Here is a 24,746-nt window from a genome sequence, read left to right on the forward strand (position 1 = left end):
CGGCCGTGCCCAAACGGCCGCGGATGCTTCGCCAGTTCGAACTGATCGAGAAGGTCCGGTCCTACGACCCCAGCGCCGACGAGGCGCTGCTCAACCGCGCCTACGTCTATGCGATGCGTCAGCACGGCTCGCAGAAGCGTGCGTCCGGCGATCCCTACTTCGCCCACCCGATCGAGGTGGCCGGCATCCTCACCGACTACCGGCTGGACACCGAGACGATCGTCACGGCCCTGCTGCACGACGTCATCGAGGACACCGACGCCACCCGCGAGGACATCACCAAGCTGTTCGGCGCCGAAGTCGCCGAGCTCGTGGAGGGCGTGACCAAGCTCTCGAAGCTTGAGCTCTCGTCCGAACACCTGCGCCAGGCCGAGAACCTCCGGAAGTTCATCCTGGCGATCTCCAAGGACGTGCGCGTCCTGCTCGTGAAGCTGGCCGACCGGCTCCACAACATGCGCACGCTGCACTTCATCAAGCAGGCGGCCAAGCGCGAGCGGATCGCCCGCGAAACCCTCGACATCTACGCGCCGCTCGCCCGCTCGATCGGCGTGCACCGCATCTGCGCCGAGCTCGAGGAACTGGCCTTCGCCCACCTCAATCCGGTGGCGCGCGACGCGATCATCCGCCGGCTCGAGGTGCTCCGCCACGAACAGGGCGGGGCGGTCGCCCTGGTCAGCCAGGAGATCACCAGCCGCCTCGACACCGCCGGCATCCCCAGCCGCGTGTTCGGCCGCGAGAAGCATCCGTTCTCGATCTGGCGGAAGCTGCAGCGCAAATCCATCGGCTTCTCCCAGCTCTCCGACATCTACGCCTTCCGGGTGATCGTCGACAGCGAGGACGACTGCTATCGGGCTCTGGGCGTCATCCACCGCTCGTGGCCTTCGGTGCCCGAGCGGTTCAAGGACTTCATCTCCACGCCCAAGCGGAACAACTACCGCTCCCTGCACACCACGGTGGTCGGCCCTCGCGGCATGCGCATCGAGATGCAGATCCGCACCGAGGCCATGGACCTCGTCGCCGAGGAAGGCGTGGCCGCCCATTGGCGCTACAAGAACGAGAGCTACGGCTTCGACCCCGAGGCCCAGAAGGCCGCCGGCGGTCGCGATCCGCTGGTCAACCTGCGCCACCTCGTCCAGGTGCTGGAGCACGGCGGCGACGCGGAAGAACTGGTCGAGCACGCCAAGCTGGAGATGTACCTCGACCAGGTGTTCGTCTTCACGCCGAAGGGCCGCCTGGTAAGCCTGCCGCGCGGGGCCATGCCGCTGGACTTCGCCTACGCCCTGCACACCGACATTGGCGACACGACCATCGGGGTGAAGATCAACGGCGAGCTGAAGCCGCTGCGCACCACGCTGTCGAACGGCGACGTGGTCGAGGTGATCCGGGGCGGCAAGCCGGTGGTGCCGCCGGACTGGCGCTCGCTCACCGTCACCGGCCGGGCGCGGTCGGCTATCCGCCGCCATATCCGCCAGACCGAGCGCGAGGAATTCGTCCGCCTCGGCCGCGCCACCATCGACCAGGCGTTCGAATCCGCCGGCAAGAACCGCAAGGAAGTCTCGCTCCGGCCGGCCATGGACCGCTTCGCCGTCGCCACCGAGGACGACCTCTTCGACGCGGTCGGCCGCGGCCGCGCGCCGCCGGCCCAGGTGCTGGAGGCGGTGTTCCCCGGCCTCAAGGCCGCCGAACGCGAGGCGGCCGCCGCGCGCCGCCACATCGAGGACGGCAAGACTGCGCGCCTCTACGTCCGCGGCGGAGGCCTGACGCCGGGCGTCTCCATCCACTTCGGCGAGTGCTGCTCGCCGGTGCCGGGCGACCGCATCGTCGGCATCCTGGAAAGCGACGGCCGGGGGCTCACCGTCCACACGATCGACTGCGAGCGTCTGGAAGCCTTCGAAGACCGCGAGGAGCTCTGGCGCGACCTGCAGTGGACGCCCGAGGCCGAGCGCAACGCCATCGCCCGGGCGCGGATCACCGCGACCATCCGCAACGCGCCGGGCGTGCTGGGCCAGGTGTGCGGCATCATCGGCGAGGCGGGCGGCAACATCGTCAACCTGCGCATGCACCACCGCCAGCAGGACTTCTTCGACGTCGACGTCGATGTCGACGTGAACGACGCCAAGCACCTCACCCACATCACCGCCGCGCTGCGCGCCAGTCCCAGCGTCGAAACGGTCGAGCGGACCAAGAGCTAGCCCGTCCGTGCGAGGTCCGTTGTTTCCGCCGCAGCCGCCGGCCGCGCCCGGGCTTGATCTGTTCGGCATGGCCGTGGGGCTGATGCAGCAGGGGCGCCTTGGCGAGGCCGAGCGCCTGTTCCGGACGGTCATCGCCCAGGAGCCGCAGCATGCCGAAGCCCTGCACGCCCTGGGCCTCATCGCCTACCGCGCCGGCCGCCCGCCCGAGGCGCTGGAACTGCTCACCCGGGCGCTGAAGGCCGCGCCAAAGTCGCCGCAGGTTCTCGGCAACCGCGGCCTCGTCCATGCCGCCCTGGAGCGGTTCAAGGAAGCGCTGGCCGACTACGACCGGGCGCTCGCGCTCAACCCCCTGTTCGCCGAGGCCGCCTTCAACCGGGCCAACGCGCTCACGCGCATGGGTCGCTTGCCGATCGCCCTCCAGGGCTACGACAAGGCCATCGCCCTCGCGCCCCAGAACGCCGCCTGGCGCGCCGCCCGCGCCGAGCTGCTGCGTCGGATGGAGCGTGAGGATGAGGCTGTCGAGGGCTATCGCGAGGCCGTCAGCCTCGACCCGACGCTGGGCTCGGCCCAGGCCGCGCTTGGCGACCTGCTGCTGCGCAGGGGCGAGCTTGACGCCGCCGCCGAGGCCCTGGCCCGGGCCGCCGAGCTTGACCCGACAGACGCCGTGACCGCCTTCAACCTCGGCAACGTCAAGCGCCGCCAGGGCCGTGTCGCCGAGGCGGTGGAGAGCTACGGCCGCGCCGTCGACATCGATCCGGACTTCGCGATGGCCCACCAGAACCGCGCCGTCTGCCGAATGCTTCTGGGCGACTGGGCCAATGACGCGGGGATGGGGGGCTTCGACGAATACGCCTGGCGTCACCGCTGTCCCGGGCCTGAGTTGCGCGACTACCCCGAGCCAGCCTTCGACGGCTCGCAGGACCTGGCCGGCAAGACCCTGCTGATCTATCCCGAGCTGTTCCTTGGCGACCTCGTCCACTTCGGCCGCTATGCGAAGCTCGCGGAGGACCGCGGCGCGAGCGTGATCCTCGCCGCCCCGCGGATCCTGCACGCGCTGCTCTCGACCCTCAGCCCCACGATCCGCCTGATCGGCAAGGACGACGCCCCGCCGGCCTTCGACCTCCATTGCGCCCTGATGGACCTGCCGCGCGCCTTCGGCGTCACGCCTGACGACGTCAAGGCCGCCGCGCCCTATCTGCAGGCCGAGGCTGAACGGGTCGACCGCTGGCGGTCGCGGATGGGCGAGGGCGGCTTCCGCATCGGCGTCTGTTGGCAGGGCAGCACCCGCGCCGGCGCCGACCTGATGGGGCGCTCGTTCCGCCTCGCCGAACTCGCGTCGGTCGCCGCGCTGCCCGGCGTGCGGCTGATCAGCCTCCAGAAGCACGACGGGCTGGACCAGCTCGCGGCGCTGCCGTCCGGCATGCACGTGGAAACGCTGGGCGATGACTTCGACGAGGGCCCCGACGCCTTCCTGGACACCGCCGCCGCGGTCCAGGCCTGCGATCTCGTCATCACCGCCGACACCGCGGTAGCCCACGTGGCGGGCGCGGTCGGCGCGCGCACCTGGATCCCGCTTCCCGCCGTCCCGGACTGGCGCTGGCTGCTGGGCCGGGAGGACACGCCCTGGTATCCCGACACGCGCCTCTTCAGGCAGTCGGCCGCGCGCGACTGGACGCCGGTCTTCGCGCGCATGACGCAAGAACTTTCGAAGGAACTCGCCTGATGCCTGACGCGCCGGTCTCCTGGGGCGAACTGATCGACAAGATCACCATCCTGGAAATCAAGACCGAACGCCTGACGGCGCCGGCCGCGCTCGCCAACGTCCAGCGCGAGTTGGCCGCTCTGCGCGCCGTCGAGGCGCAACTTGCCCCTGATCCCGAGCTCGCGCGACTGAAGGCTGAACTCGTGCGGGTGAACGGCGCGCTTTGGGACATCGAGGATCACATCCGGGAACGCGAGGCGGCCCAGGACTTCGGCGGCGAGTTCGTGAAGCTCGCCCGTTCGGTCTACATCACCAATGACAGGCGCGCCGCGCTCAAGCGCGAGATCAACCGCGTCACCGAATCCGAACTGGTCGAGGAGAAGGGCTACGCCGACTACGGCGCGCCGGCGTCCGATCCTGGCTGAACCGCCTTGAGCACGTGCTCGACGCCGCGCACCACGGCGTCGCCATAGGCGAGCCCAAGCACGCTCGTGTGCGTCGCCTGAGGCACGTTCTCGAAATACCCGCGCTCCGAGGCCTTCGCCGGGCCGGCGCGCGGGCTGTCATCGCCGCGGCCGCCGGCGGTGATCACCGCCACCGGCATGGCCTTCGGCAGCGGTCCCGCCGCCATCGCCTGACGCGCCGCGCGCTCCCACTGGACGCCCTCGGCCGCCGCCCCGCGCGCATGGCGGCCGGAGACCCAGATCCGCCGCTTCTCGGCGATGCGGTCCTCGGGCAGGCCGATCCGCTCGGCCCAGTAGTAGAACGGCTTCGTCAGGCCGAGGCTGCCCGCCACCGCGCCGGTGCGCACCACCGTCTTGAACACGCCGATGAATTTCCGCATCCGCGGGTTCTCGATGGCCTCCGGCGTCGTGGCGTCCACCAGCACGATGCCCAACGTCTTATCCGGGTGGGCCGTGGCGAACCGGCGGATGTGCAGGCCGGCCATGGAATGCCCCACCAGCACGTAGGGTCCGGCGTCGCCCTTGGCCTTCATGAGCGCTTCCAGGTCGGCGAGGGCGGCGTCGCCGTCGCGCGGCGCCGGGCCCGGGTCCGAATAGCCCAGGCCCGCCCGGTCGTAGGCGCAGCTTCGCAGCCCCTTGGCGGAGAGCTTTTGCTGGACGGCGGCGAAGTCGGTGGCCGCGCCGAACGCGCCATGTTCGAGCCAGACGGCCGGTTGCGCCCCCGCGGGCCCCTCACACACGAGGCGCAGCTTGCGCCCTCCGACGTCCACCAACTCGCCGTGCGGCCTGGCGTGCGCCGCCGTCGCCACCATCACCAGACCCGCCGCGATCCACGCGCCCACGACGAGGACGACGCCCACCAGGAACTTCAACATTCGCTCAAGGTAGGGTGTCCAGCGGCCACGCTGCAACGGCTGGCATCTTCCGCAGGCTCCGAAACGCGACTATCTCGGGACCTCATGAACACCGAAGACGTCCTCGAAGAGTTCCGCGGCGCCGGCGCCCTGCGCGAAGGCCACTTCATCCTCGCCTCGGGCCGGCACAGCCCGATGTTCCTGCAGAAGAACCTGGTCTTCCAGTACGCCGACCGCACCGAGCGGCTGTGCAAGGCGCTGGCCGAGAAGATCGTGGAGCAGTTCGGCAGGCCCGACGTGATCGTGGCGCCCGCCGTCGGCGCCATCATTCCCGGCTACGAGGTCGCCCGGGCGCTGGGCGTGCCGTCCATCTACGTCGAGCGCGAGGACGGCAAGTTCCGCCTGCGCCGCGCCTTCAAGATCGCCCCGGGCGCCAAGGTGGTCGTCGTCGAGGACGTGATCACCACCGGCGGCTCTTTCCGCGAGGCCGTCGAGCCCGTGCAGGAAGCCGGCGGCGAGGTCGTCTGCTGTGCCTGCATCGTCGATCGCTCGGGCGGCAAGGCTCAGGTCGGCTGGCCGCTCGTGGCGCTCGCCACCGTCGACGTCCCGTCCTACGCCTCGGACGAGATCCCGCCGGAACTCGCCGCCATTCCGGCCGAGGAGCCGGGCTCGAAGAGGCTGCGGGGATGAGCAAGCTCAGGCTGGGCGTGAACATCGACCATGTGGCGACGGTCCGGAACGCGCGTGGCGAGAGCTATCCCGACCCGGTCCGGGCCGCCGAGGTGGCGCTAGCGGCTGGCGCCGACGGCATCACCGCCCACCTGCGCGAAGACCGCCGCCACATCTCGGACGGCGACATCGACCAGCTCGCCGTCATCTGCCGCCGCCGCGGCCGGCCGCTGAACTTCGAATGCGCCGTGACGCCCGAGATGGAGGCCATCGCGCTCGCCCACCGGCCGCACGCCGCCTGCCTGGTGCCCGAGCGGCGCGAGGAGGTGACCACCGAAGGCGGGCTGGACGTCGTCCGCGGCCACAACGCCATCGCCCCCGTCGTCCAGCGCATGGTCGACGCCGGAATCCGCGTCTCCTGCTTCATCGACGCCGATGCCGCCCAGGTCGCCGCCGCCAGGTCGGTCGGGGCCCAGGTGGTGGAGCTGCACACCGGCGCCTACTGCGAGGCTGTCCGGCAGGGCCGCCGCGAGGATGCCGCCCGCCTGTTGGAAGGCCTCGCCGCCGCCGCCGCCGAGGCCGGCCGCTTGGGTCTGGAGGTGCACGCCGGCCACGGCATCGACTACGAAACGGTGAAGGCGGTTGCGGCCATCCCGCAGGTGATGGAGCTCAACATCGGCCACTTCCTGATCGGCGAAGCCATCTTCATCGGCCTGGGTCCCGCCATCCAGCGCATGCGCGCGCTGATGGACGAAGCGCGCGCGCAGGCCGCCGCATGATCATCGGCATCGGGTCGGACCTCTCCGACATCCGCCGCATCCAGGCGAGCCTCGACCGCTTCGGCGACCGCTTCCGGCATCGGGTCTTCACCGAGATCGAGCGCACCCGCTCCGACCGCAAGGCCGACGCCGCCGCCAGCTACGCCAAGCGCTTCGCCGCCAAGGAGGCCTGCGCCAAGGCGCTGGGCACCGGCATGCGCCGCGGGGTCTTCTGGCGCGACATGGGCGTCGTCAACATGCGCTCGGGGCAGCCGACCATGGCGCTGACCGGCGGGGCGCTGAAGCGGCTGGAGGAGATGACGCCGCCAGGAATGAAGGCGGTGATCCATCTGTCGCTCACCGACGATCATCCCTACGCCCAAGCCTTTGTGATCATTGAAGCTCTGCCGGCCTGACGAGCCAAGATGCCGCAGGTCGACGCACGCCGGTATGTCGATGCTCGACATATCTTTGTCTCCGGCGGTGGTAACTTGGTCTCGGACGGGAGAGGGACATGTCCGAACCTGTGAAGTGCGCGACGAGCGAGCCTCGCGCCGGCGAGGCCGAACTGCCGTATCGCCTGGATCTCTGGGATGAGGCCGGCCAGGAGGTCGTGCAAGTGCTGGCGTTCAGCAGCACGTCCGGCATCGGCTACGCCGCCTACTACGCCGCGATGCGCGAACATCTGGGCCGCCACATCACCCTCAGCCGGGACGACAGGGTGATCGCCACGTCCGGGCGCTAGGAGGCCGCCGCCGCGCGGCGGCGCTCCCAGGCGGGGTAGAGGGTGTTGAGGGCCAGGCCGCCCAGCACCAGCACCGCCGCCGTCAGCTTCCACGACGTCAGCGGCTCGTTCAGCAGCACGGCCGAGGCGCCCATACCGAAGACCGGCACCAGCAGCGACAGCGGCGCGATCGTGGCGGCGGGATGCCTGGCCAGGAGCCAGGCCCAGCTCGCATAGCCGAAGATCGTGTTGCCCACCGATTGCCACAGCACGCAGGCCCAGGTCCCCGCGTCGGCGGCCGCGAAGCCGCCCTGGATCGCCGGCCACCCCTCGAACACGAAGGCGAGGACGAAGAGCGGCGGCGCCGCGAAGAGGCTCGACCAGACCACATAGGCCAGCATGTTCACCGGCCCGGCCGTGCGCGCCACTGTGTTGCCGCCGGCCCAGCTCAGCGCCGCGCCCACCACTAGGGCCAGGCCCAGCATGGTCACCTCGGCGCTGGTGTGGGCCATCAGCCAGATGAGGCCCGAGGCGGCGAGGCCCAGGGCGACGAGCTGGAACGGCCGGATCTTCTCGCCCGCCAGCACCATGGCGAAGCCGACCGTGAAGAACGCCTGGATCTGCACGACCAGCGAGGCCAGCCCCGGCGAGATCCACTGCGTCATGGCGATGTAGAGCAGGCCGAACTGGCCCACCCCGATCAGCACGCCATAGGCCGCCAGGTTGCGCCACGGCACGTTCGGCTTCTTCAGGAAGAACACCGCCGGCAGGAGCGCGAAGGTGAAGCGCAGCGCCGCGAACAGCAGCGGCGGCAGGTCGTCCAGCGCCCAGCGGATCACCACGAAGTTCGTGCCCCAGACGGCCACCACGGCCAGCGCCAGGAGGGCGTGCAGCGGGGGCAGGGAGGGGCGACTCATGCCAGCTAGATAGCCAGCCTGTCGTCTTCACGCACAGTCCAGTTCGGATCGCGTGGCCCACCCGTAGGAGACGCCCGATGACCGACACCTCGCCTGTCAAAGGGTTTGACCGCCTTCTGGCGATCCGCGTGGGCATCGGCCTCGCTCAGGGCGTGGCGCTCTATCTGCTCGACAAGCTCGGCGAGCACCTGCCGGCGACGCTGTTGGGTGCGCTGGTGCTGTTCGTGACGCTTGCGCCGATCGCCGCTCTCGGCGCCATCGGCGCCTGTCGCGCGCGCACGGCGGCGATCTGGCTGGGTGTGGCGAGCGCCGCGCTGCTTGCGCTCGGAGGCTATGAGGGCTGGGTTTTCGCGCTGGAGAAGGCGGGCGAATGGCCGCGCTTCCGGGTCGTCGCGTTCCTCGGTGCGGCGCTTTTCGTCGCCCACCACCTGATCCTGCCCGCCGACGCCGAGCGACGTCGGACCGCCAGCTACAGCCGCTACTTCGACGAGGGCTGGAAGGACGGGGTGCGGCTTGTGCTCGGGCTCGCCTTCGTCGGCGCGCTGTGGATCCTGCTCTTCCTCGGGGCGGCCCTGTTCGACCTGATCGGGCTCAAGTTTCTGTCGGACCTGATCCGCGAGGAATGGTTCGCCTTCCCGGCTACGACCACCTTCTTCGCCCTGGCCATACACGTCACCGCCACACGCGGCAGCCTCGTGCTCGGCGCGCGCACGCTCGCCCTGAACCTGATGAGCTGGCTGCTGCCGCTGATGACCCTGATCGTCGGCGGCTTCCTGGCGGGCCTGGCGTTCACGGGCTTCTCGCCGCTCTGGGAGACGGGCCACGCCGGCGGCATCCTGTTGGCGGCGACCGGGGCGCTCATTGTCCTGATCAACGCCGCGTACCAGGACGGCGAGCGTGGCGACCATCCGCCGCGACCACTCCGGTGGGCGGTGCGCGTTGCGGCCGTGCTCCTGGCGCCCCTGGCGCTCGTTACAGCCTATGGCCTGTGGCTACGGATCGCCCAGCATGGCCTGACGCCCGGCCGCATCTACGCCCTGGCCTGCCTGCTGATGGCGGGGATCTATGCCAGCGGGTACCTGTGGGCGGCGGTGGACCGCAGGGGCTGGATGCGGCGGCTGGAGGTCGTCAACATCGCCGCCGCGCACGTGGTCGTCCTGGTGCTTCTCGCCGTCTTTTCGCCGCTCGCCGATCCGGCGCGCCTTTCGGTGTCGGACCAGGTCTCGCGTCTGAGGACGGGCGAGGCCGAGGCCGCTGCCTTCGACTACCGTTTCCTGCGGTTCGGCGGCGGCCGCTGGGGCCGTGAGGCGCTGGCGCGCCTTTCGTCCTCGGCCAATCCAATGATCCGCGAACGCGCCCGCGAAGCCGCGCGGCTGAAGAGCCGTCACGAACCGATCGGCTCGCGGACGCCTGAGGTCCGCCGGCAGGCGTTCGAAGTGCTGGGCGACGCGATCCCGCAGGACTTCCTGACCCAGAGCTGGGGCGAGTACGACGAACCGACGATCGGGTGCGTCGGGAGCTGTCCCGTGCTGGTTCGCGACATGGACGGCGATGGCGCTCAGGAGGTGGTCGTCCTTCGGCCTTACAACAGCGTCGTCTACCAGCGAACCGAGGGCCGCGGATGGCAGCGGGCGGGCGAGCTGCGGGGCGCCTGGTGTTCCGGCGACCTGGACGCCGTGCGCGCGCGTCGCTTCACGGTTCGGCCGCCCCGAAGCCTGGCCCTGGAGATCGAGGGGCGGGAATTCGTCTTCACGCCGGACCAGAAGTGCGACTCACGGCGGCGCGCCGCGGCGCTCGAGGACGAACAGGTCGATGTCGCCATTGTGAAGCCCGGGCAGTGACGCCAGTTCGCGCAGGCGCGCCCTTGCCCGCAGGCTAAGCAGCGTCTAACCCACACTCCGCTTCGGTGCGCCGGGGCGTCCTCCAGGGACGGTTTATGAGCGAGAACGTGCAGACGGCCGATAGCCCCGAAAAGTCCGGCGCCGCGAACGAGTTCTTCGAGATCATCAAGACGGTGGTCTACGCGCTGCTGATCGCGCTGTTCCTTCGCGTGATCTTCTTCCAGCCGTTCACGATCCCCTCGGCCTCGATGGAGCCGAACCTCTACGAGGGCGACTACATCATCGTGTCGAAGTTCAGCTACGGCTACTCGAAGCACTCGATCCCGTTCAGCCCGCCGCTGTTCGACGGCCGGGTCATGGGGTCTTCCCCCAAGCGCGGCGACATCGTCGTCTTCAAGCTGCCGAGCGACAACCGCACCGACTACATCAAGCGCGTGATCGGCCTGCCGGGCGATCGCATACAGATGAAGAACGGGCTGCTGTACCTCAACGACCAGCCGGTGCCGCGCGAGCAGCTTCCCACCGGCAAGACCGACCTCGGGGGCTTCGTCCGCGAGGTGGCCGAGTACCGCGAGACGATCGGCGGCAAGAGCTTCGCCACCCAGGACTTCGGAACCGACGGCGATCTCGACAACATTCCCGAGACCTATGTCGTGCCCGAGGGCTACTACTTCATGATGGGCGACAACCGCGACAACTCGCTGGACAGCCGCGTCCCGCCCGGCGCCGGCGGCGTGGGCTACGTCCCGGCCGAAAACCTGGTCGGCAAGGCCCAGATCATTCTGCTCTCGTGGGACCCGGAGGCCTCGATCTTCAAGCCCTGGACGTGGGTGCTCGACGCCCGGCCCAGCCGCTTCTTCAAGGTCCTGCATTGAGCCAGCGGGCTGCGGCCGTCGCCGACCTCGAGCGGCGCATCGGCTACGTCTTCGCGGACCGCGACCTCCTGGAGCGGGCGCTGACCCACGCCAGCGTCGGCGACGGCGCGCGCGAGGTCCGCCACAACGAGCGTCTGGAGTTCCTGGGCGACCGCGTGTTGAACCTGTGCGCCGCCGAGCGGCTGATGGCGCTGGACCCTGACGCCCGCGAGGGCGAGATGAGCCGCCTGCTGGCCGCCCTCGTGAACTACCACGCCTGCGCCAGGGCCGCGAAGCGGGCCGGCCTGCCCGAGGCGCTGCGCATGTCGGCCTCCGCCACCAAGGTGGGCGCGCGCAAGTCCGACGCCGTACTCGGCGACGCCTGCGAGGCGCTGATCGCCGCCATCTACATCGACGGGGGCCTTGAGACCGCTCGCGCGTTCTTCCTGAAGTTCTGGGCCGAGGAGTTCGCCAGGCTCGACGAGCCGCGCGCGAAGGATCCCAAGACCCAGCTCCAGGAGTGGGTGCAGGGCATGGGCTTGCCGTTGCCGAGCTATGAGATCGTCTCCCAGGAAGGTCCCAGCCACGCGCCGTGCTTCACGGTCGAGGTCAGGGTCGAGGGCTTCAGCGCCGAGCGCGGCGAGGGCCGCTCCCGCCAGGCGGCCGAGAAGGCCGCCGCGCAATCCATGCTGCTGAAACGCGAAGGGCCTGAGCCCGGAAAGGGCGCCGAATGAGCCGCGCCGGCTTCTGCGCCATCATCGGCGCGCCCAATGCGGGCAAGTCCACCCTGACGAACCGCCTCGTCGGCGCGAAGGTCACCATCGTGACCCAGAAGGTCCAGACCACGCGCTTCCCGGTGCGCGGCGTGGCCATCGCGGGCGATGTCCAGATCGTGCTGGTCGACACCCCCGGCATCTTCCAGCCGCGCCGCCGGCTGGACCGCGCCATGGTCCGCTCCGCCTGGGGCGGGGCCGAGGACGCCGACGCCGTGGTGCATCTGGTCGACGCCGCCGCCGAGCTCGGCGATAAGCCGGCCGACAAGAAGGCCAAGGCTGACGTCGAGACCATCGTCGAAGGCCTGAAGACCGCCGGCCGCAAGGCGATCCTGGCGCTCAACAAGATCGACGCCGTGAAACGCGACGAGCTGCTGGCGATCTCGCAAAGACTCTTTGAAACAGGTGTCTACGACGAAGTCTTCATGATCTCGGCGACGTCGGGCTCTGGCGTCGAGGACCTCAAGGCGCGGATCGCCGCCCTGATGCCCGAGAACCCCTGGTTCTATCCCGAGGACCAGACCGCCGATCTGCCGGCCCGCCTTCTGGCCGCCGAGATCACCCGCGAGAAGCTCTACCTGCGGCTCCACGAGGAGCTGCCCTATGCGGCGACCGTCGAGACCACCAAGTTCGAGGAGAAGGACGACGGCTCGGCCCGCATCGAACAGACCATCTACGTCGAGCGCGAGAGCCAGCGGCCAATCGTGCTGGGCAAGGGCGGCCAGACGGTGAAGTGGATCGGGCAGAAGGCCCGCGAGGAGCTGACCGCCATCCTCGACCGGCCCGTCCACCTGTTCCTTCACGTCCAGGTCGACGAGAAGTGGGCGGACAAGCGGGAGTTCTACGGCCCGCTCGGCCTCGACTACGACGCCTGAAGCCTCGCCAGGCCCGCCAGGACCTTGTCCAGGGTGAGCGGATAGTCCCGGATCCGGACGCCGCAGGCGTTGTAGACGGCGTTGGCCACCGCGGCGCCAACGCCGCAGATGCCCAGTTCGCCCAGGCCCTTCGCCTTCAGCGGGCTCGCCTTGTCGTCCAGCTCGGGCAGGAACACCACCTCCATCTCCGGAATGTCGGCGTGCGCCGGCACATGGTACTCGGCCAGGTCGTGGTTCACGTAGGAGCCGAAGCGAGGGTCCAGCACGACCTCCTCGGTCAGGGCCGCGCCGATCCCCATCGTCACACCGCCCAGGCACTGTGACCGGGCCGTCTTCTCGTTGAGGATGCGGCCCGCGGCATGCACGCTCAGGAACCGCCGCACCCGCACTTCGCCCGTGTCCATGTCCACCGCCACTTCGCAGAAATGAGCGCCGTAGGACTGCTGGGAGTAGCGATCGGTCAGGTCACCGGGCTTGAAGTCGCCAATCACCTCGATCGGCCCGCCTGAGGCCAGCTCTTCGAAGCTCCGCGAGACGTTGCCGGCCACCAGCGCGCCGCCCTCCAGCCTGGCCTGTTCGGGATCGACGCCGGCCCGCTTGGCCAGCTCCAGTCGCAGCGCCTCGGTCGCCGCATAGAGGGCCGATCCCGAGCTGTTGGCTCCGAACGAGCCTCCCGAGCCGGCGGCCTCCGGGTAGTCCGTGTCGCCCAGGCGCACCGTCACCTTCTCGGGCGGCAGGCCGAGCAGGTCGGCTCCGACCTGGGTCAGGATCGTGTAGGTCCCGGTGCCGATGTCGGTCATCGCGAGGTCCGCCGCCGCGTGCCCGTCGGGATGCAGCGTCAGGCGGCACTTCGAAGGTTGCAGGACCACGCTGCGGCTCGCGGCCGCCATGCCGATGCCGATCAGCTGGCGGCCCTCGCGCACCTGGCCGGGCTTCGGGTTGCGGCGCGCCCAGCCGAACCGCCGGGCGCCTTCCTCCAGGCAGGGGATCAGGCTGCGGGTGGAGAAGGGGACGTGCTTCTCCGGATCCTCCGCGGGCTCGTTCCGCTTGCGCAGCTCGACGGGGTCCAGGCCCAGCCGTTCGGCCAGCTCGTCCATGGCGCACTCCAGCGCCATCATGCCCACCGCTTCGCCCGGCGCGCGCATGGAGCAGCCGATCGGCACGTCCAGGGTGACCAGCTGGTGCGTCGTCCGCCGGTCCGTAGCGTCGTAGAGGTTTCGCGTCTGCTGGGCCGCCGGCTCGTTGAACGTCTCGTCGGGATTGTTCTCGGACCAGACGTCGTGGGCGATCGCCTGCAGCCGCCCGGTCTCGTCTGCGCCCAGCCGGATCCGCTGGATGGTCGAGGGCCGGTGGCCGGTCATCTCGAACATGTGGGTGCGCGGCAGCACCACCTTCACCGGCCGCCCCTTCAGCTTGTGCGAAGCCAGCGCGGCCAGGATCGCGTCGGCCCAGACGTCCAGCTTTCCGCCGAAGCCGCCGCCGATGTAGGGGCTGATCATCCGCACCTTGTCCTTCGGCAGGCGGAAGGTGGCCGCGACGCTGCCCGCCCCGGGGGCCACCATCTGGTGCGAGGTCTTCAGCGTCAGCCGCGCGTCCGTCCATTCGGCGATGGTGGCGTGCGGCTCCATCATCGCGTGGCTCTGGATGGGCGTGGCGTACTCCAGGTCGAGCTGCACCGGGGCCTTGGCGAACGCGCCTTCGAAGTCGCCCACGAGGCTGTCGGCTTCCGGATCGTCGGGCGGCGCCACGCCCTTCGACATGTTCGGCCGCAACTCGGTCTCGTGCAGCTCGCGGTCGTAGGTCACCCGCACCAGCCGCGCCGCGGAGCGCGCCTGCTCGAAGCTCTCGGCCACCACTAGCGCCACGGCTTGGCCATAGTGATCGACCCGGGCGTCGTTCAGCTCCGGCACGGCCTTCTTGCCGGAGGTGGGCCCGTCCGGCGTCCGCGGCGCCTGGCCGTTGGGCGGGTCGACGTTGCGCCACGTCAGCACCGTCAGGACCCCCGGCTGCCGCTCGGCGTCGTTCGTGTCGATGTCGGCGACGCGGCCCTTGGCGATGGTCGCGGGCACAGGATAGCCGTAGGCAACCTCGCCGAAGCCGGCATGCTCGGCGGCGTAGGGCGCCCGTCCGGTGACCTTCAGCGCCCCTTCCACCCGGTCCAGGGGCTTGCCCACGGATCCGTCGGGCCGGCGGTCGATCGCCGTGTCGCCGATGGGCTCCTTGAACTCCATCTTGAATTCCATGGCCTAGCCCTCGCCGCCGGCGATCACGGCGGCCAGCGTCTGCCGGGCCAGCGGGATCTTGAAGTCGTTGGAACCGTGGCCGCGCGCGCCCTGGAGCAGGGCGTCGGCCGCGGCGTCGGCCGCGGCGCGAGGCTCCATGTCCGCCATGGCCTTTTCCGCCTCGTCCGCGCGCCACGGCTTGTGCGCCACCCCGCCCAGGGCGATCCGCGCCGCCCGCACCCGTCCGTCCGCCTCCTCCAGCACCGCCGCCACCGACACCAGGGCGAAGGCGTACGAGGCCCGGTCGCGCACCTTGCGATAGACCTGCCGGCCCGGCGGGGGCGGAGGCAGGGTGACGTGGGTGATCAGTTCGCCGGGCTCCAGCACCGTGTCCACGTCGGGCCGCTCGCCCGGCAGGCGGTGGAACTCGGCGATCGGGATCGAGCGTCCGCCCTCGGCGGAGACGACCTCCACCGTGGCGTCCAGCGCCCGCATGGCGACGGCCATGTCCGAGGGGTGGGTGGCGATGCAGTGCTCGCTCTGGCCGACGATGGCATGGATGCGGTTGAAGCCCTCCAGCGCCGAGCAGCCCGAGCCGGGCTCGCGCTTGTTGCAGGGCTTGGCGGGGTCGTAGAAGTAGTAGCACCGCGTCCGCTGCAGCAGGTTGCCGGCGGTGGTCGCGCGGTTCCGGAGCTGTCCCGATGCGCCGGCCAGCAGGGCCCGGGCCAGCACCGCGTATCGGCTGCGCACCCGCCGGTCCGCCGCCAGGTCGCTGTTGCGCACCAGCGCCCCGATCCGCAGCCCGCCCTCGGCGGTGTCCTCGACCTCGTCCAGGCCCAGCCGGTTCACGTCGACGAGGTGCGTCGGCGCCTCGATCTCGTGCTTCATCAGGTCGAGCAGGTTGGTGCCGCCGGCGACGAACCGGGCCTGCGGATGGCCCCGGACGGCGCTGACGGCGTCCTCGACGGTCTCGGCGCGCTCGTAGGTGAAGCTCTTCACGCCGCGCCTCCCACCTCTTTGATCGCCGCGAGGATGTTGGGATAGGCCGCGCAGCGGCAGAGGTTTCCGCTCATCCGCTCGCGGATCTCCGCGTCGCTCAGTTCCGGCGCCGCCTCCAGGTCCTTGGTCACATGGCTGGGCATGCCGCCGGCGACCTCGTCCAGCATCGCCACCGCCGAACAGATCTGCCCTGGCGTGCAGTAGCCGCACTGGAAGCCGTCGTGGTGCAGGAAGGCCGCCTGCATCGGGTGCAGCCGGTCCGGCTCGCCCAGGCCCTCGATGGTCGTCACCTCAGAGCCCTCGGCCATCACCGCCAGCGTCAGGCAACTGTTCACGCGCCGGCCGTCCAGCAGAACCGTACACGCGCCGCACTGACCGTGATCGCAGCCCTTCTTCGACCCGGTGAGGCTGAGATGCTCCCGCAGCGCGTCCAGCAGGCTGGTCCGCAGGTCCAGCGTCAGCGTCCGGTCCTGGCCGTTGATACTCAGGCGCACGGTCGCGACCTGCGGCGGCCGCGCCTCGGGCGCGCCCCGGACTTCGGCGTGCAGCATGGCTTTGCTCTCCCTGGATCTCGCAGTCCCGCAACGCGGGAAGGCCCGCTGCCGATCCGGCGACGCTCGCCGCTCTTCGCTTCCGTCAGCGAAGGCCCTAGATGAGAGCCATGGTCGACCTCGACGCCTATTTCGCCCGCATCGGATACAGCGGCCCCCGCGAGGCCACCCTGGACGTGCTCAAGGCGCTGCACGCCCGGCATCCGGCTGCGATCCCCTTCGAGGCCATCGATTGTCTGCTGGACCGCGGCGTCGACATCAGTCCGGGCGCCGTCGACGCCAAGCTGATCCACGCCCGCCGCGGCGGCTACTGCTTCGAGCACAACAGCCTGTTCCGGCGCGTGCTGGAGGCCCTCGGCTTCGAGGTGAAGGGTCTGGCCGCCCGCGTCCGCTGGAACATGGCGCCGGACGTCCCGGCCCAGCCGCGCACCCACATGGTCCTGAGGGTGGTCGCGGAGGGCCAGACCTACATCGTCGACGTGGGCTTCGGCGGCTGCGTGCTGACCGCGCCGCTGCGCCTGGAGGCGGAAGTCGAGCAGGCCACGGCCCACGACCGCTACCGCCTCACGCCCGTGGGCGAGGACCTGCGGCTGGAGGTGCTGCGCGAACCGGGCTGGGTCCCGGCCTACGACATCTCGCTCAGCCCCTGCGTGCCGCGCGACTATGAGATGGCCAACTGGTTCACCTCGACCCACCCGACCAGCCACTTCCGCCACAACCTGCTGGCCGCCCGCACCACGCCCGAGGCCCGCTACGGCCTGCTGTTCAACCAGCTCACCGTCCGGCCGCTGAACGGTCCGGTGGAGAAGACCACCCTCGACGCCGACGGCGTGGAGGCGGCGCTGCGGGACGTCTTCGGCCTTCCCGTCGAGCCTGACTGGCGTCCGATGATCGAGGCCGCGGTCCGTTGACCGAGTTCGAGGACGACGCCTATGTCCTCGCCGCCCGCGCCCACGGCGAGAGCGGGGCCATCGTCGAGCTGCTGACCGAGCGGCACGGCAAGTACGCCGCCCACGTGGCGGGCGGCAATTCGCGCAAGGTGCGGCCGTTCCTGCAGCCCGGCGCGCGGGTCATCGCCCGCTATCGCGCTCGGGTCTCCGACCAGCTGGGCTCGGCGACGCTGGAGCCGGTGGGCGAGGGGCCCGCGGCCCTGTTCGACGACCCCCTGGCGCTGTCGGGCCTGTCGGCCGCCGCCGCCGTCGCCGCCGGCGCGCTGCCCGAGCGCGAGCCGCATCCGGGCGCCTTCCTGGCCTTCGAGGCCCTGGTCGGCGCTCTGACCCACCCGGACATCTGGCCCGCCGTCTTCGTGCGCTTCGAGGCAGGCCTGCTGCAGGAGCTGGGCTTCGGCCTCGACCTGTCGAAGTGCGCCGCTACGGGCTCGGTCGACGACCTCGTCTACGTCAGTCCCCGCACGGGCCGGGCCGTCAGCCGCGCCGCCGGCGAGCCCTACAAGGACCGCCTGCTGACCCTGCCGCCGTTCCTACTGGCCGCGCAGTACGGCCTTGGCGCCGGCGACGTCTCGGCCGGCCTGGCGCTCACCGGCCATTTCCTGGAAGCCTTCATCTTCGGCCCGCTCAACCGCCCCCTGCCGCCTGCGCGGCTGTGGCTGCTGGATCGGCTCAGCGAGGCGGGGCGACTTTAGATCTCGAAGACGGCGCGGCCACGGCTCGGGCCATTGTCACGCCCGCTTCGTTCGTGGCACGAAACGTGAAACAACGTTCGCCGAACCGGGGACAAACTATGCGCAAGGGTATTCTGCTGGCCGCGGTCGTCGCCGCCATGACTTCAATGGCAGGCCCGGCTGCAGCCTTGGACGTCAACGTGCAGAACGCCTCACCAGACGTGATTCATGTCACCGTCGTCGGCAGCCAGTGTGTCTGGCCGACCTCGGTTGAACCCCAAACGTTGCCGCCCGGCGCTGGCGCGCAGCTCGTATTCTACGCGGAGTCGGGCGACGGCTGCGCCCAGGTCAAACCCAACGCGGTCGCGCTACGGCTCGATCTGGCCGCCTCCGGCGCGTTGGTCGATACGGTGAAGGTGGGGATCCATAGGCTCTTCACGAGCGACGTTTACGAAGTCCCCGCCCGGACCGTCGGCGCTCACGGCCTGAGCGTGGAGGCTGTACCCAACCGCGACGGTGTGACGCTGACCGTCAGCTGCCCGACTTGCAAGTCGAACTGACGGGGCGGCGCCTGTACGCATCGCGTTGCGAATGGAACTGAGCTATACGCCCGCCATGCTCCGGACGCTCAATCAGCGCATGACCCAACAACGCCGCCCCGCGGCGGAGTTTGCGCGCGCCTGATCCGGATCACCTGAGCCGACCGCCCCGCAAACCCCGCTCCGGCGGGGCTTTTGCTGCCAGCAACCCGGCCGGGGCTCACCACAGGAGCCTCACAATGTTCACCGACACCGATATCGCCCGCATCGGCGAGGGCGTGATCGCCCGTACCTTGCCCAAGCCGGAGTGGACCCACGCGGCCCACTTCGCCGCCGCGGTCTGGTTGCTGACGCGCCCGCACCTCGACGCGTTCCGCGACATGCCGGGCCTGATCCGCGCCTACAACGAGGCCACCGGCGTCCCGAACACCGACACCGGCGGCTATCACGAGACCATCACGCTCGCCTCGCTGCGGGCCGCGGACGCCCAACTGGCCGCCCGCCCGAACGCGACGCTGTCCTCCGCGCTCGCCGAACTCCTGGCGGGTCCCTTCGGCCGCTCGGACTGGCTGCTGGCCCACTGGTCGAAGGATCGCCTGTTCAGCGTCGAAGCCCGCCGTCGCTGGGTCGACCCCGACCTCATGCCGCTGCCGTTCAACTAGCCATGTCATCCCGGACGCCGCAGGCGATCCGGGCTCCAGGGGCGGTGCGCACGGCCCCTGGGTCCCGGCTCTCCGCTGCGCTTCGGCCGGGATGACGAACCTGGGGAGTGCGGCGCTCCGGCGGATGCGGCGAATCCTCCGCCTTGCTAAGAGACGCCCATGACCGTGATGACTGCCCCGCCCGGATCGGGCGAACCCGACCGGATCATCGACGAGCCGCTCTCCGAAGCGCTCAGCCGCCGCTATCTCGCCTACGCCCTTTCGGTGATCACCGACCGGGCGCTGCCCGACGTGCGCGACGGCCTGAAGCCCGTGCAGCGGCGCGTGCTGTATGCGATGCGCGAGATGCGGCTGAACCCCGATGCGGCCGCCCGCAAGTGCGCCAAGGTCGTCGGCGAGGTGATGGGCGGCTATCACCCGCACGGCGACCAGTCGATCTACGACACCCTGGTCCGCATGGCCCAGTCGTTCGCCCAGCGCTATCCGCTGGTCGACGGGCAGGGCAACTTCGGCAACATCGACGGCGATAACGCCGCGGCCATGCGTTACACCGAAGCCAAGCTGACGGTGGCCGCGACCCTCCTGCTGGACGGCATCGAAGAGGACGCCGTCGACTTCAAGCCCACCTACGACGGCTCGGACGACGAGCCCGTGGTGCTGCCGGCCGGCTTCCCGAACCTTCTGGCCAACGGCTCGACCGGCATCGCCGTCGGCATGGCCACCTCGATCCCGCCGCACAACGCCGGCGAGCTGATCGACGCCTGCCTGCTGCTGCTGGACCAGCCCGAGGCCTCCACCGAGGCCCTGATGCAGCACGTCCAGGGCCCCGACTTCCCGACCGGCGGCGTCATCGTCGAGCCGCGCGGCAATCTGGCCGAGGTCTATGCCACCGGCCGGGGCGGCGTCCGCGTCCGCGCCCGCTGGGAGCGTGAGGACCTGGGCAAGGGCACGTACCAGATCGTCGTCACCGAGATTCCGTATCAGGTGAAGAAGGCCGACCTGGTCGAGCAGCTCGCCGAGCTGATCGAGAACAAGAAGGCCCCGCTGCTGGGCGACGTGCGTGACGAGTCCGCCGAGGACGTGCGCCTGGTGCTGGAGCCCAAGAGCCGCAACGTCGAGGCCGAGGTGCTGATGGAGAGCCTGTTCAAGCTCTCCGACCTCGAGACCCGCTTCAGCGTCAATCTCAACGTGCTCGACGCCCGCGGCACGCCGGGCGTGATGAACCTGCGCCAGGCCCTGCAGGCCTTCCTGGACCACCGCCGCGAGGTGCTGGTCCGGCGCGCGCGTCACCGGCTGGAGAAGATCGAGGCCCGTCTCCACATCCTCGACGGCCTGATGATCGCCTACCTCAACCTGGACGAGGTGATCCGCATCGTCCGGTTCGAGGACAAGCCCAAGGAGAAGCTGATCGAGACCTTCGGGCTCTCGGACATCCAGGCCGACGCCATCCTCAACACCCGCCTGCGCCAGCTGGCCCGGCTGGAGGAGATGGAGATCCGCCGCGAGCACGCCGAGCTGTCGGAAGAGCGCGACGGCATCGTCAAGATGCTCGCCTCCGACAAGGCCCAGTGGAAGCTGGTGGGCGAGGGGCTGCGCCACGTGAAGGCCCGGCTCGGCGACCTGAACGTCCGGCGCTCCGCCTTCGCCGAGGCGCCGCAGATCGACACCGAGGCGGCGCTGGAGGCCATGATCGTGCGCGAGCCGATCACCATCATCCTGTCCGAGCGCGGCTGGATCCGCGCCGCCAAGGGCCGGGTGGAGGACCCTTCCGAGCTGAAGTTCAAGGAAGGCGACAAGCTGCAGTTCCTGGTCCCGGCCGAGACCACGGACAAGCTGCTGATCTTCGCCTCGGACGGCCGCTTCTTCACCCTGGGCTGTGACAAGCTCCCGGGCGCCCGGGGCCACGGCGAGCCGCTGCGCCTGATGATCGACCTGGACGACAAGGTCGGCATCATCGACGTCTTCCCGCACAAGCCGGGCACGAAGCGCCTTCTGGCCTCGAAACAGGGCTACGGCTTCATCCTGCCCGAGGAGGAGGCCATCGCCTTCCGCAGGGCCGGCAAGCAGGTGCTGAACGCGGGCGATCCGGCGAAGAAGGGCGAGGGCGCCGCCTTCTGCCTGCCCGTCTCCGGCGACCAGGTCGCGGTGATCGGCGACAACGGCAAGCTGCTGATCTTCCCGACCGCCGAGCTGCCCGAGATGCCGCGCGGCAAGGGCGTGAAGCTGCAGGCCTATCGCGAGGGCGGCCTGCGGGACGCCATGGTCTTCAAGGCGGAGGAGGGCGCGACCTGGATCGACGCCGCCGGCCGCACGCGGACCTGGGAGGAGTGGCGCGAGTGGATCGGCCGCCGGGCCGGCGCCGGCAAGCTCGCGCCCAAGGGCTTCCCGGCCACGAAGCGGTTCCGCCCGCGTTGATGGCCGACGTCGCTCTCAGCCGTCCGGGGCGCGCCTCGGCCGCGTCCCTGTCAATTTGCGCCAGGATCGCCTATATGTATGCGGCGCGCCGTCGGGTCTGTGCCGCTACCGAAGCGGTCGATCATTGTCCGATGCGGCGTCCTTTTGGCGCATCCTGATGTCCATGCTTTTCTTCGTTTCCGTGCTCGGCGCGGCGACGGCCTTCGCGGTTCGGCCGCTTGTGCGGCTGGTCGCGCCCGGGTTCGCCCGGCGCCGGACACCGTCATGAGCGCGTCCGTCGAGCGCGGCGCCGCGGAGCTCGCGCGGGAAAACGCCTACCTCAAACTGCGCGTCGCCCAGCTCGAAGGCGACGTCCAGGATCTGAACGCCGAGAACCTGCGCTTGCGGGAAGAACGCGAGCGCCTGCATGGGCGGCGCGCCGCCCAGGCCTCCGCACCGAACCCGCTCGGATCCGGCCAATGATGCAGATCGTTGGCATGGTGCTATTGGTGATGCCGATGACCATCGCGGTCGCCGCTCTCCTGTTCCTGCGCCGCCGCGCCTGAACCTTACGTCCACCACCTGAAAGGAACGCCGCTTGGCGAAAGAAGAACTTGTCGAATTCGAAGGCCTGATCACCGAACTGCTGCCGGAAGGCCGCTTCCGCGTGAAGCTTGAGAACGAGCACGAAATCCTGGCCTACACGGCCGGCAAGATGAAGAAGCACCGCATCCGCGCCATGGTCGGCGATCGCGTCACCGTCGAGATGACGCCGTACGACATGGATCGCGGCCGGATCACCTATCGCCACCGGGACAACGCGCCCCGCGTCGGCGCCAGCAATCCGCGCCCGCAGTACCGCGGCGGTCGCTAGGCATTCCCATCCGGCGCCTCGGGCGGCAGTCTGCGCTGTCGCCTGAGGCCGGAGATCTTCATGTCTGCCGATCCTGTCACGCCGCTTCGCATCCTCGCCTTCGCGGGAAGCCTGCGCGCGGCGTCCTACAACCGCGCCCTGCTGCGCGCGGCCGTCGAGGTCGCGCCCCAGACCCTGGCGATCGAGGTCTTCGATCTCCTCGAGACGCCGCTCTACAACGGCGACGTGGAAGCCCAGGGCGATCCGCCGGCGGTCGCCGCCCTGAAGGCCGCCGTCGCTGCGGCGGACGGGGTGCTGATCGCCACGCCCGAATACAATCACGGCGTGCCGGCCGTGACCAAGAACGCCGTCGACTGGTGCTCGCGTCCGCCGCGCGGCGCCGTGCTGGACCGCAAGCCGGTGGGGATCATCGGCGCCTCGCCCGGCATGACCGGCTCCGCCCGTGGCCAGAGCCAGCTCCGCCAGGCCTTCGAGTTCACCAATTCCTACTGCATGCCCCAGCCCGAGCTGCTGGTCTTCCGCGCGCACGAGAAGTTTGACGAGGCCGGCCGGCTCATCGACGAGCCCACGCGGACCTACCTCGGCAAATATCTCGCGGCCTTCGAGGCTTGGGTGAGACGCTTCGCCTAAGTCTCTGCCCGATCAGGGGATGTCAGGGTCTATGACCGCTTGCGTCGACGGCCTGTCCTGCAGCCGCGCCCGGTAGTCCAGCAGCGCCGGAGTGGTCGGCCGCTCGATCGGCGTCAGCAGCCAGCGCTGCAGCGAAAGCCCCAGGACGATGTCGGCGAGGGTGAAGACGCTCCCCGCCGCATAGGCTCCCGTCTCGGCGATCCGCGCCTCCAGCAGCAGCATCCGCGCGTTCCAGGCCTCCGTGCTGCGCGCGATTGCGGCTGCGTCGGCCATGGCCTCGGGCCGTTTGCGCACCAGCGCCAGGAAGGCGCCGCCCCAGGCGCCGTTCACCTCGGTCGCCTGCCAGTCCATCCACATCTCCACCTGCGCACGGGCATACGGATCGGCCTGAAGCAGGTCCTCGCGACCGGCCTTGGCGGCCATGTAGCGGCAGATGGTGTTGCTCTCCCACAGCACGCGGTCGCCGTCGATCAGCACGGGAACCAGGCCGTTGGGGTTCAGCGCCAGGAACTCGGGGCTCCTGACGCTGCGCTCCGCCGCCCACTCCGGCTCTTGCGCGTAGGGCAGGCCGCACTCGGCCGCCGTCCAGAGGACCTTGCGGACATTGATCGAGGTCGTGCGGCCAAGAATGCGCAGCACAGGATTCTCCCGCGGTGGGAGCCGCAATCTGGTCCAGTTGCGCGGCGGCGGGAAGACCCCGCCGCCCAGCCTGCCATTCCCAGGAACGGCGAACCGGGCGGCGACGCGGGCTAGTGGCTCGCCAGGACGAACCGGCGCGGATGGCGCAGCAGGGTCTGGGTGACGCCGCCGAACACCCATTCGGTCAGCCGGTTGTGGCCGTAGGCGCCCATGACGATCAGGTCCGCCTCGTTCACGTCGGCGATCCGCTCGAGTTCGGACACCACGCCCTCGTCGGGAGCGGTGACCACCTCCGTCCGCACCGTGGCGCCCTGACGCCTCAGCATGCCGGCCACGTCCTCGGCCTGGAATGCACGGGCCTCGACGTCGGCCTCATGGCTGACGGCCGCGACGATCACCTCGTCCGCGGCGATCAGGAACGGCATGGCGTCGGCGATCGCGCGTCGGGCCTCGCGGGTATCCTTCCAGGCGACGACCACCTGCCGCGCGCGCAGGCGACGCGCGTCGGTCGGCACGATCAGCACGGGACGGCCGCTGCGCATCACCACCTCGGCGGGGCTGGCGCCGCGATAGGGCGAGGTTTCCTCCCGCACCGGGCTCATCACGATCAGGTCGGCTGCCCGCGAGGTGTCCACCAGCGCCCGGTCGGGGAAGGTGGCCATCGAACGCCATTCGACCCGAACGCCGGCGGCGTCGCGACGGAAGGCCGCCTCGGCGGTCATCAGGTTCTGGTCGATCTGGTGCTGCGCGGCGGTCAGCCATTCGGTCAGCACCGTGCCGCCGAACGGATCCATGGCGAACGCGGCGTCGAGCGCCTCGGCGCCGACCCCGATCAGCAGGGCGTCGCCTTCCCGCGCGAGGTGGGCGGCGGCCTCGACGCGGTTGGATGCCGAAAGTTCGGGTTCGGCGTGCACGAGCAGGGTGGCGAAACTCCGGGCCGCCGCCTGCTTGGTCGAGGCGGGGCGTTCCTTGGTGATGGGCATGGCGACCTC

At 70.2% G+C, this 24,746-nt stretch carries 25 protein-coding genes and 1 pseudogene; 19 read left to right on the forward strand and 7 right to left on the reverse strand.

The window, feature by feature from the left end:
• Positions 1-23: 23 nt before the first annotated feature.
• From ACO2Q0_RS13250 to ACO2Q0_RS13260, 3 genes are read left to right on the forward strand one after another with little or no spacing between them, the layout of a single operon-like run.
• Positions 24-2,192, forward strand: a complete 2,169-nt coding sequence (locus tag ACO2Q0_RS13250; RefSeq protein ID WP_423351976.1) for a RelA/SpoT family protein — start codon at positions 24-26, stop codon at positions 2,190-2,192.
• A gap of 19 nt (positions 2,193-2,211) precedes the next feature.
• Positions 2,212-3,915 (forward strand): tetratricopeptide repeat protein, encoded by a 1,704-nt coding sequence (locus tag ACO2Q0_RS13255; protein ID WP_423351977.1) that lies wholly within the window; start codon positions 2,212-2,214, stop codon positions 3,913-3,915.
• Complete coding sequence (locus tag ACO2Q0_RS13260; protein ID WP_423351978.1) at positions 3,915-4,319, forward strand: DUF6165 family protein; 405 nt, start codon at positions 3,915-3,917, stop codon at positions 4,317-4,319. The genes ACO2Q0_RS13255 and ACO2Q0_RS13260 overlap by 1 nt, the downstream gene beginning before the upstream one ends.
• On the opposite strand, the gene ACO2Q0_RS13265 is transcribed toward ACO2Q0_RS13260, so the two are convergent.
• Entirely contained in the window at positions 4,289-5,233 is a 945-nt protein-coding gene (locus ACO2Q0_RS13265; protein WP_423351979.1) for an alpha/beta fold hydrolase, read from the reverse strand. The genes ACO2Q0_RS13260 and ACO2Q0_RS13265 overlap by 31 nt on opposite strands.
• Before the next feature lie 84 nt (positions 5,234-5,317).
• Between ACO2Q0_RS13265 and pyrE the strand changes: the two genes are divergently transcribed.
• The 4 genes from pyrE (at position 5,318) to ACO2Q0_RS13285 (ending at position 7,384) form a co-directional block, all read left to right on the forward strand.
• Positions 5,318-5,902 carry an orotate phosphoribosyltransferase gene (gene pyrE, locus ACO2Q0_RS13270; protein ID WP_423351980.1) on the forward strand — a complete coding sequence of 195 codons (585 nt, stop codon included), beginning with the start codon at positions 5,318-5,320 and terminating at the stop codon, positions 5,900-5,902.
• A complete protein-coding gene (locus ACO2Q0_RS13275) occupies positions 5,899-6,660 on the forward strand; it encodes a pyridoxine 5'-phosphate synthase (protein ID WP_423351981.1) in 762 nt (253 codons plus the stop codon). The genes pyrE and ACO2Q0_RS13275 overlap by 4 nt, the downstream gene beginning before the upstream one ends.
• Positions 6,657-7,055, forward strand: a complete 399-nt coding sequence (acpS, locus tag ACO2Q0_RS13280; RefSeq protein WP_423351982.1) for a holo-ACP synthase — start codon at positions 6,657-6,659, stop codon at positions 7,053-7,055. The genes ACO2Q0_RS13275 and acpS overlap by 4 nt, the downstream gene beginning before the upstream one ends.
• A 98-nt stretch (positions 7,056-7,153) precedes the next feature.
• Positions 7,154-7,384 carry a hypothetical protein gene (locus ACO2Q0_RS13285; RefSeq protein ID WP_423351983.1) on the forward strand — a complete coding sequence of 77 codons (231 nt, stop codon included), beginning with the start codon at positions 7,154-7,156 and terminating at the stop codon, positions 7,382-7,384.
• Here the strand turns inward: ACO2Q0_RS13285 and ACO2Q0_RS13290 are convergent.
• Positions 7,381-8,280 carry an EamA family transporter gene (locus tag ACO2Q0_RS13290; RefSeq protein WP_423351984.1) on the reverse strand — a complete coding sequence of 300 codons (900 nt, stop codon included), beginning with the start codon at positions 8,278-8,280 and terminating at the stop codon, positions 7,381-7,383. The genes ACO2Q0_RS13285 and ACO2Q0_RS13290 overlap by 4 nt on opposite strands.
• Before the next feature lie 77 nt (positions 8,281-8,357).
• On the opposite strand from ACO2Q0_RS13290, the gene ACO2Q0_RS13295 reads away from it, so the two are divergent.
• The 4 genes from ACO2Q0_RS13295 (at position 8,358) to era (ending at position 12,623) form a co-directional block, all read left to right on the forward strand.
• Positions 8,358-10,121 carry a DUF4153 domain-containing protein gene (locus ACO2Q0_RS13295; protein WP_423351985.1) on the forward strand — a complete coding sequence of 588 codons (1,764 nt, stop codon included), beginning with the start codon at positions 8,358-8,360 and terminating at the stop codon, positions 10,119-10,121.
• Between the two features lie 95 nt (positions 10,122-10,216).
• Complete coding sequence (gene lepB, locus ACO2Q0_RS13300; protein ID WP_423351986.1) at positions 10,217-10,996, forward strand: signal peptidase I; 780 nt, start codon at positions 10,217-10,219, stop codon at positions 10,994-10,996.
• Entirely contained in the window at positions 10,993-11,709 is a 717-nt protein-coding gene (gene rnc / locus ACO2Q0_RS13305; protein WP_423351987.1) for a ribonuclease III, read from the forward strand. The genes lepB and rnc overlap by 4 nt, the downstream gene beginning before the upstream one ends.
• On the forward strand, positions 11,706-12,623 hold the full coding sequence (gene era, locus ACO2Q0_RS13310; RefSeq protein ID WP_423351988.1) for a GTPase Era: 918 nt from the start codon (positions 11,706-11,708) through the stop codon (positions 12,621-12,623). Before rnc ends, era begins: the two co-directional genes overlap by 4 nt.
• Here era and ACO2Q0_RS13315 read toward each other — a convergent pair.
• The 3 genes from ACO2Q0_RS13315 to ACO2Q0_RS13325 are packed head-to-tail and all read right to left on the reverse strand — an operon-like array spanning position 12,611 to position 16,395.
• Complete coding sequence (locus ACO2Q0_RS13315) at positions 12,611-14,866, reverse strand: molybdopterin cofactor-binding domain-containing protein (protein ID WP_423351989.1); 2,256 nt, start codon at positions 14,864-14,866, stop codon at positions 12,611-12,613. The genes era and ACO2Q0_RS13315 overlap by 13 nt on opposite strands.
• A 3-nt stretch (positions 14,867-14,869) precedes the next feature.
• On the reverse strand, positions 14,870-15,844 hold the full coding sequence (locus tag ACO2Q0_RS13320) for an FAD binding domain-containing protein (protein WP_423351990.1): 975 nt from the start codon (positions 15,842-15,844) through the stop codon (positions 14,870-14,872).
• Complete coding sequence (locus tag ACO2Q0_RS13325) at positions 15,841-16,395, reverse strand: 2Fe-2S iron-sulfur cluster-binding protein (RefSeq protein WP_423351991.1); 555 nt, start codon at positions 16,393-16,395, stop codon at positions 15,841-15,843. Before ACO2Q0_RS13325 ends, ACO2Q0_RS13320 begins: the two co-directional genes overlap by 4 nt.
• A gap of 101 nt (positions 16,396-16,496) precedes the next feature.
• Between ACO2Q0_RS13325 and ACO2Q0_RS13330 the strand changes: the two genes are divergently transcribed.
• The 8 genes and pseudogenes from ACO2Q0_RS13330 to ACO2Q0_RS13365 all read left to right on the forward strand — a co-directional run bounded on the left by ACO2Q0_RS13330 (position 16,497) and on the right by ACO2Q0_RS13365 (position 23,115).
• Positions 16,497-17,306 carry an arylamine N-acetyltransferase family protein gene (locus ACO2Q0_RS13330; protein WP_423351992.1) on the forward strand — a complete coding sequence of 270 codons (810 nt, stop codon included), beginning with the start codon at positions 16,497-16,499 and terminating at the stop codon, positions 17,304-17,306.
• Positions 17,303-18,037: a DNA repair protein RecO gene (recO, locus tag ACO2Q0_RS13335; protein ID WP_423351993.1), complete on the forward strand. Its 735-nt coding sequence runs from the start codon at positions 17,303-17,305 to the stop codon at positions 18,035-18,037. The genes ACO2Q0_RS13330 and recO overlap by 4 nt, the downstream gene beginning before the upstream one ends.
• 98 nt (positions 18,038-18,135) lie before the next feature.
• Positions 18,136-18,576 carry a hypothetical protein gene (locus ACO2Q0_RS13340; protein ID WP_423351994.1) on the forward strand — a complete coding sequence of 147 codons (441 nt, stop codon included), beginning with the start codon at positions 18,136-18,138 and terminating at the stop codon, positions 18,574-18,576.
• Positions 18,577-18,794: 218 nt separating this feature from the next.
• Positions 18,795-19,217 (forward strand): hypothetical protein, encoded by a 423-nt coding sequence (locus ACO2Q0_RS13345; protein WP_423351995.1) that lies wholly within the window; start codon positions 18,795-18,797, stop codon positions 19,215-19,217.
• 159 nt (positions 19,218-19,376) lie between these two features.
• Complete coding sequence (gene parC, locus ACO2Q0_RS13350; protein WP_423351996.1) at positions 19,377-21,632, forward strand: DNA topoisomerase IV subunit A; 2,256 nt, start codon at positions 19,377-19,379, stop codon at positions 21,630-21,632.
• 264 nt (positions 21,633-21,896) lie between these two features.
• A complete protein-coding gene (locus ACO2Q0_RS13355) occupies positions 21,897-22,094 on the forward strand; it encodes a hypothetical protein (protein ID WP_423351997.1) in 198 nt (65 codons plus the stop codon).
• Between the two features lie 115 nt (positions 22,095-22,209).
• Positions 22,210-22,425: pseudogene (infA, locus tag ACO2Q0_RS13360) on the forward strand (translation initiation factor IF-1); the annotation flags it as partial.
• A gap of 120 nt (positions 22,426-22,545) precedes the next feature.
• The gene (locus ACO2Q0_RS13365; RefSeq protein WP_423351998.1) at positions 22,546-23,115 is read left to right on the forward strand and encodes an NADPH-dependent FMN reductase; all 570 of its coding nucleotides are present in this window, start codon (positions 22,546-22,548) and stop codon (positions 23,113-23,115) included.
• A 12-nt stretch (positions 23,116-23,127) separates the two neighbouring features.
• On the opposite strand, the gene ACO2Q0_RS13370 is transcribed toward ACO2Q0_RS13365, so the two are convergent.
• Together ACO2Q0_RS13370 and ACO2Q0_RS13375 are read right to left on the reverse strand one after the other, a co-directional pair.
• Positions 23,128-23,754 (reverse strand): glutathione S-transferase family protein, encoded by a 627-nt coding sequence (locus ACO2Q0_RS13370; protein WP_423351999.1) that lies wholly within the window; start codon positions 23,752-23,754, stop codon positions 23,128-23,130.
• 110 nt (positions 23,755-23,864) lie between these two features.
• Positions 23,865-24,737, reverse strand: a complete 873-nt coding sequence (locus tag ACO2Q0_RS13375; protein WP_423352000.1) for a universal stress protein — start codon at positions 24,735-24,737, stop codon at positions 23,865-23,867.
• Positions 24,738-24,746: the final 9 nt, after the last annotated feature.

Source organism: Phenylobacterium sp. VNQ135, assembly GCF_049445735.1.
Taxonomy (GTDB): Bacteria; Pseudomonadota; Alphaproteobacteria; order Caulobacterales; family Caulobacteraceae; genus Phenylobacterium.

Coding starts and splice junctions, on each gene's coding strand:
- ACO2Q0_RS13250 (WP_423351976.1), top strand. CDS start 24: ATGCTTCGCCAGTTCGAACTGATCGAGAAGGTCCGGTCCTACGACCCC.
- ACO2Q0_RS13260 (WP_423351978.1), top strand. CDS start 3,915: ATGCCTGACGCGCCGGTCTCCTGGGGCGAACTGATCGACAAGATCACC.
- ACO2Q0_RS13265 (WP_423351979.1), bottom strand. CDS start 5,233: ATGTTGAAGTTCCTGGTGGGCGTCGTCCTCGTCGTGGGCGCGTGGATC.
- pyrE (WP_423351980.1), top strand. CDS start 5,318: ATGAACACCGAAGACGTCCTCGAAGAGTTCCGCGGCGCCGGCGCCCTG.
- ACO2Q0_RS13275 (WP_423351981.1), top strand. CDS start 5,899: ATGAGCAAGCTCAGGCTGGGCGTGAACATCGACCATGTGGCGACGGTC.
- acpS (WP_423351982.1), top strand. CDS start 6,657: ATGATCATCGGCATCGGGTCGGACCTCTCCGACATCCGCCGCATCCAG.
- ACO2Q0_RS13285 (WP_423351983.1), top strand. CDS start 7,154: ATGTCCGAACCTGTGAAGTGCGCGACGAGCGAGCCTCGCGCCGGCGAG.
- ACO2Q0_RS13290 (WP_423351984.1), bottom strand. CDS start 8,280: ATGAGTCGCCCCTCCCTGCCCCCGCTGCACGCCCTCCTGGCGCTGGCC.
- ACO2Q0_RS13295 (WP_423351985.1), top strand. CDS start 8,358: ATGACCGACACCTCGCCTGTCAAAGGGTTTGACCGCCTTCTGGCGATC.
- lepB (WP_423351986.1), top strand. CDS start 10,217: ATGAGCGAGAACGTGCAGACGGCCGATAGCCCCGAAAAGTCCGGCGCC.
- era (WP_423351988.1), top strand. CDS start 11,706: ATGAGCCGCGCCGGCTTCTGCGCCATCATCGGCGCGCCCAATGCGGGC.
- ACO2Q0_RS13315 (WP_423351989.1), bottom strand. CDS start 14,866: ATGGAATTCAAGATGGAGTTCAAGGAGCCCATCGGCGACACGGCGATC.
- ACO2Q0_RS13325 (WP_423351991.1), bottom strand. CDS start 16,395: ATGCTGCACGCCGAAGTCCGGGGCGCGCCCGAGGCGCGGCCGCCGCAG.
- ACO2Q0_RS13330 (WP_423351992.1), top strand. CDS start 16,497: ATGAGAGCCATGGTCGACCTCGACGCCTATTTCGCCCGCATCGGATAC.
- ACO2Q0_RS13340 (WP_423351994.1), top strand. CDS start 18,136: ATGCGCAAGGGTATTCTGCTGGCCGCGGTCGTCGCCGCCATGACTTCA.
- ACO2Q0_RS13345 (WP_423351995.1), top strand. CDS start 18,795: ATGTTCACCGACACCGATATCGCCCGCATCGGCGAGGGCGTGATCGCC.
- parC (WP_423351996.1), top strand. CDS start 19,377: ATGACCGTGATGACTGCCCCGCCCGGATCGGGCGAACCCGACCGGATC.
- ACO2Q0_RS13355 (WP_423351997.1), top strand. CDS start 21,897: ATGAGCGCGTCCGTCGAGCGCGGCGCCGCGGAGCTCGCGCGGGAAAAC.
- ACO2Q0_RS13365 (WP_423351998.1), top strand. CDS start 22,546: ATGTCTGCCGATCCTGTCACGCCGCTTCGCATCCTCGCCTTCGCGGGA.
- ACO2Q0_RS13375 (WP_423352000.1), bottom strand. CDS start 24,737: ATGCCCATCACCAAGGAACGCCCCGCCTCGACCAAGCAGGCGGCGGCC.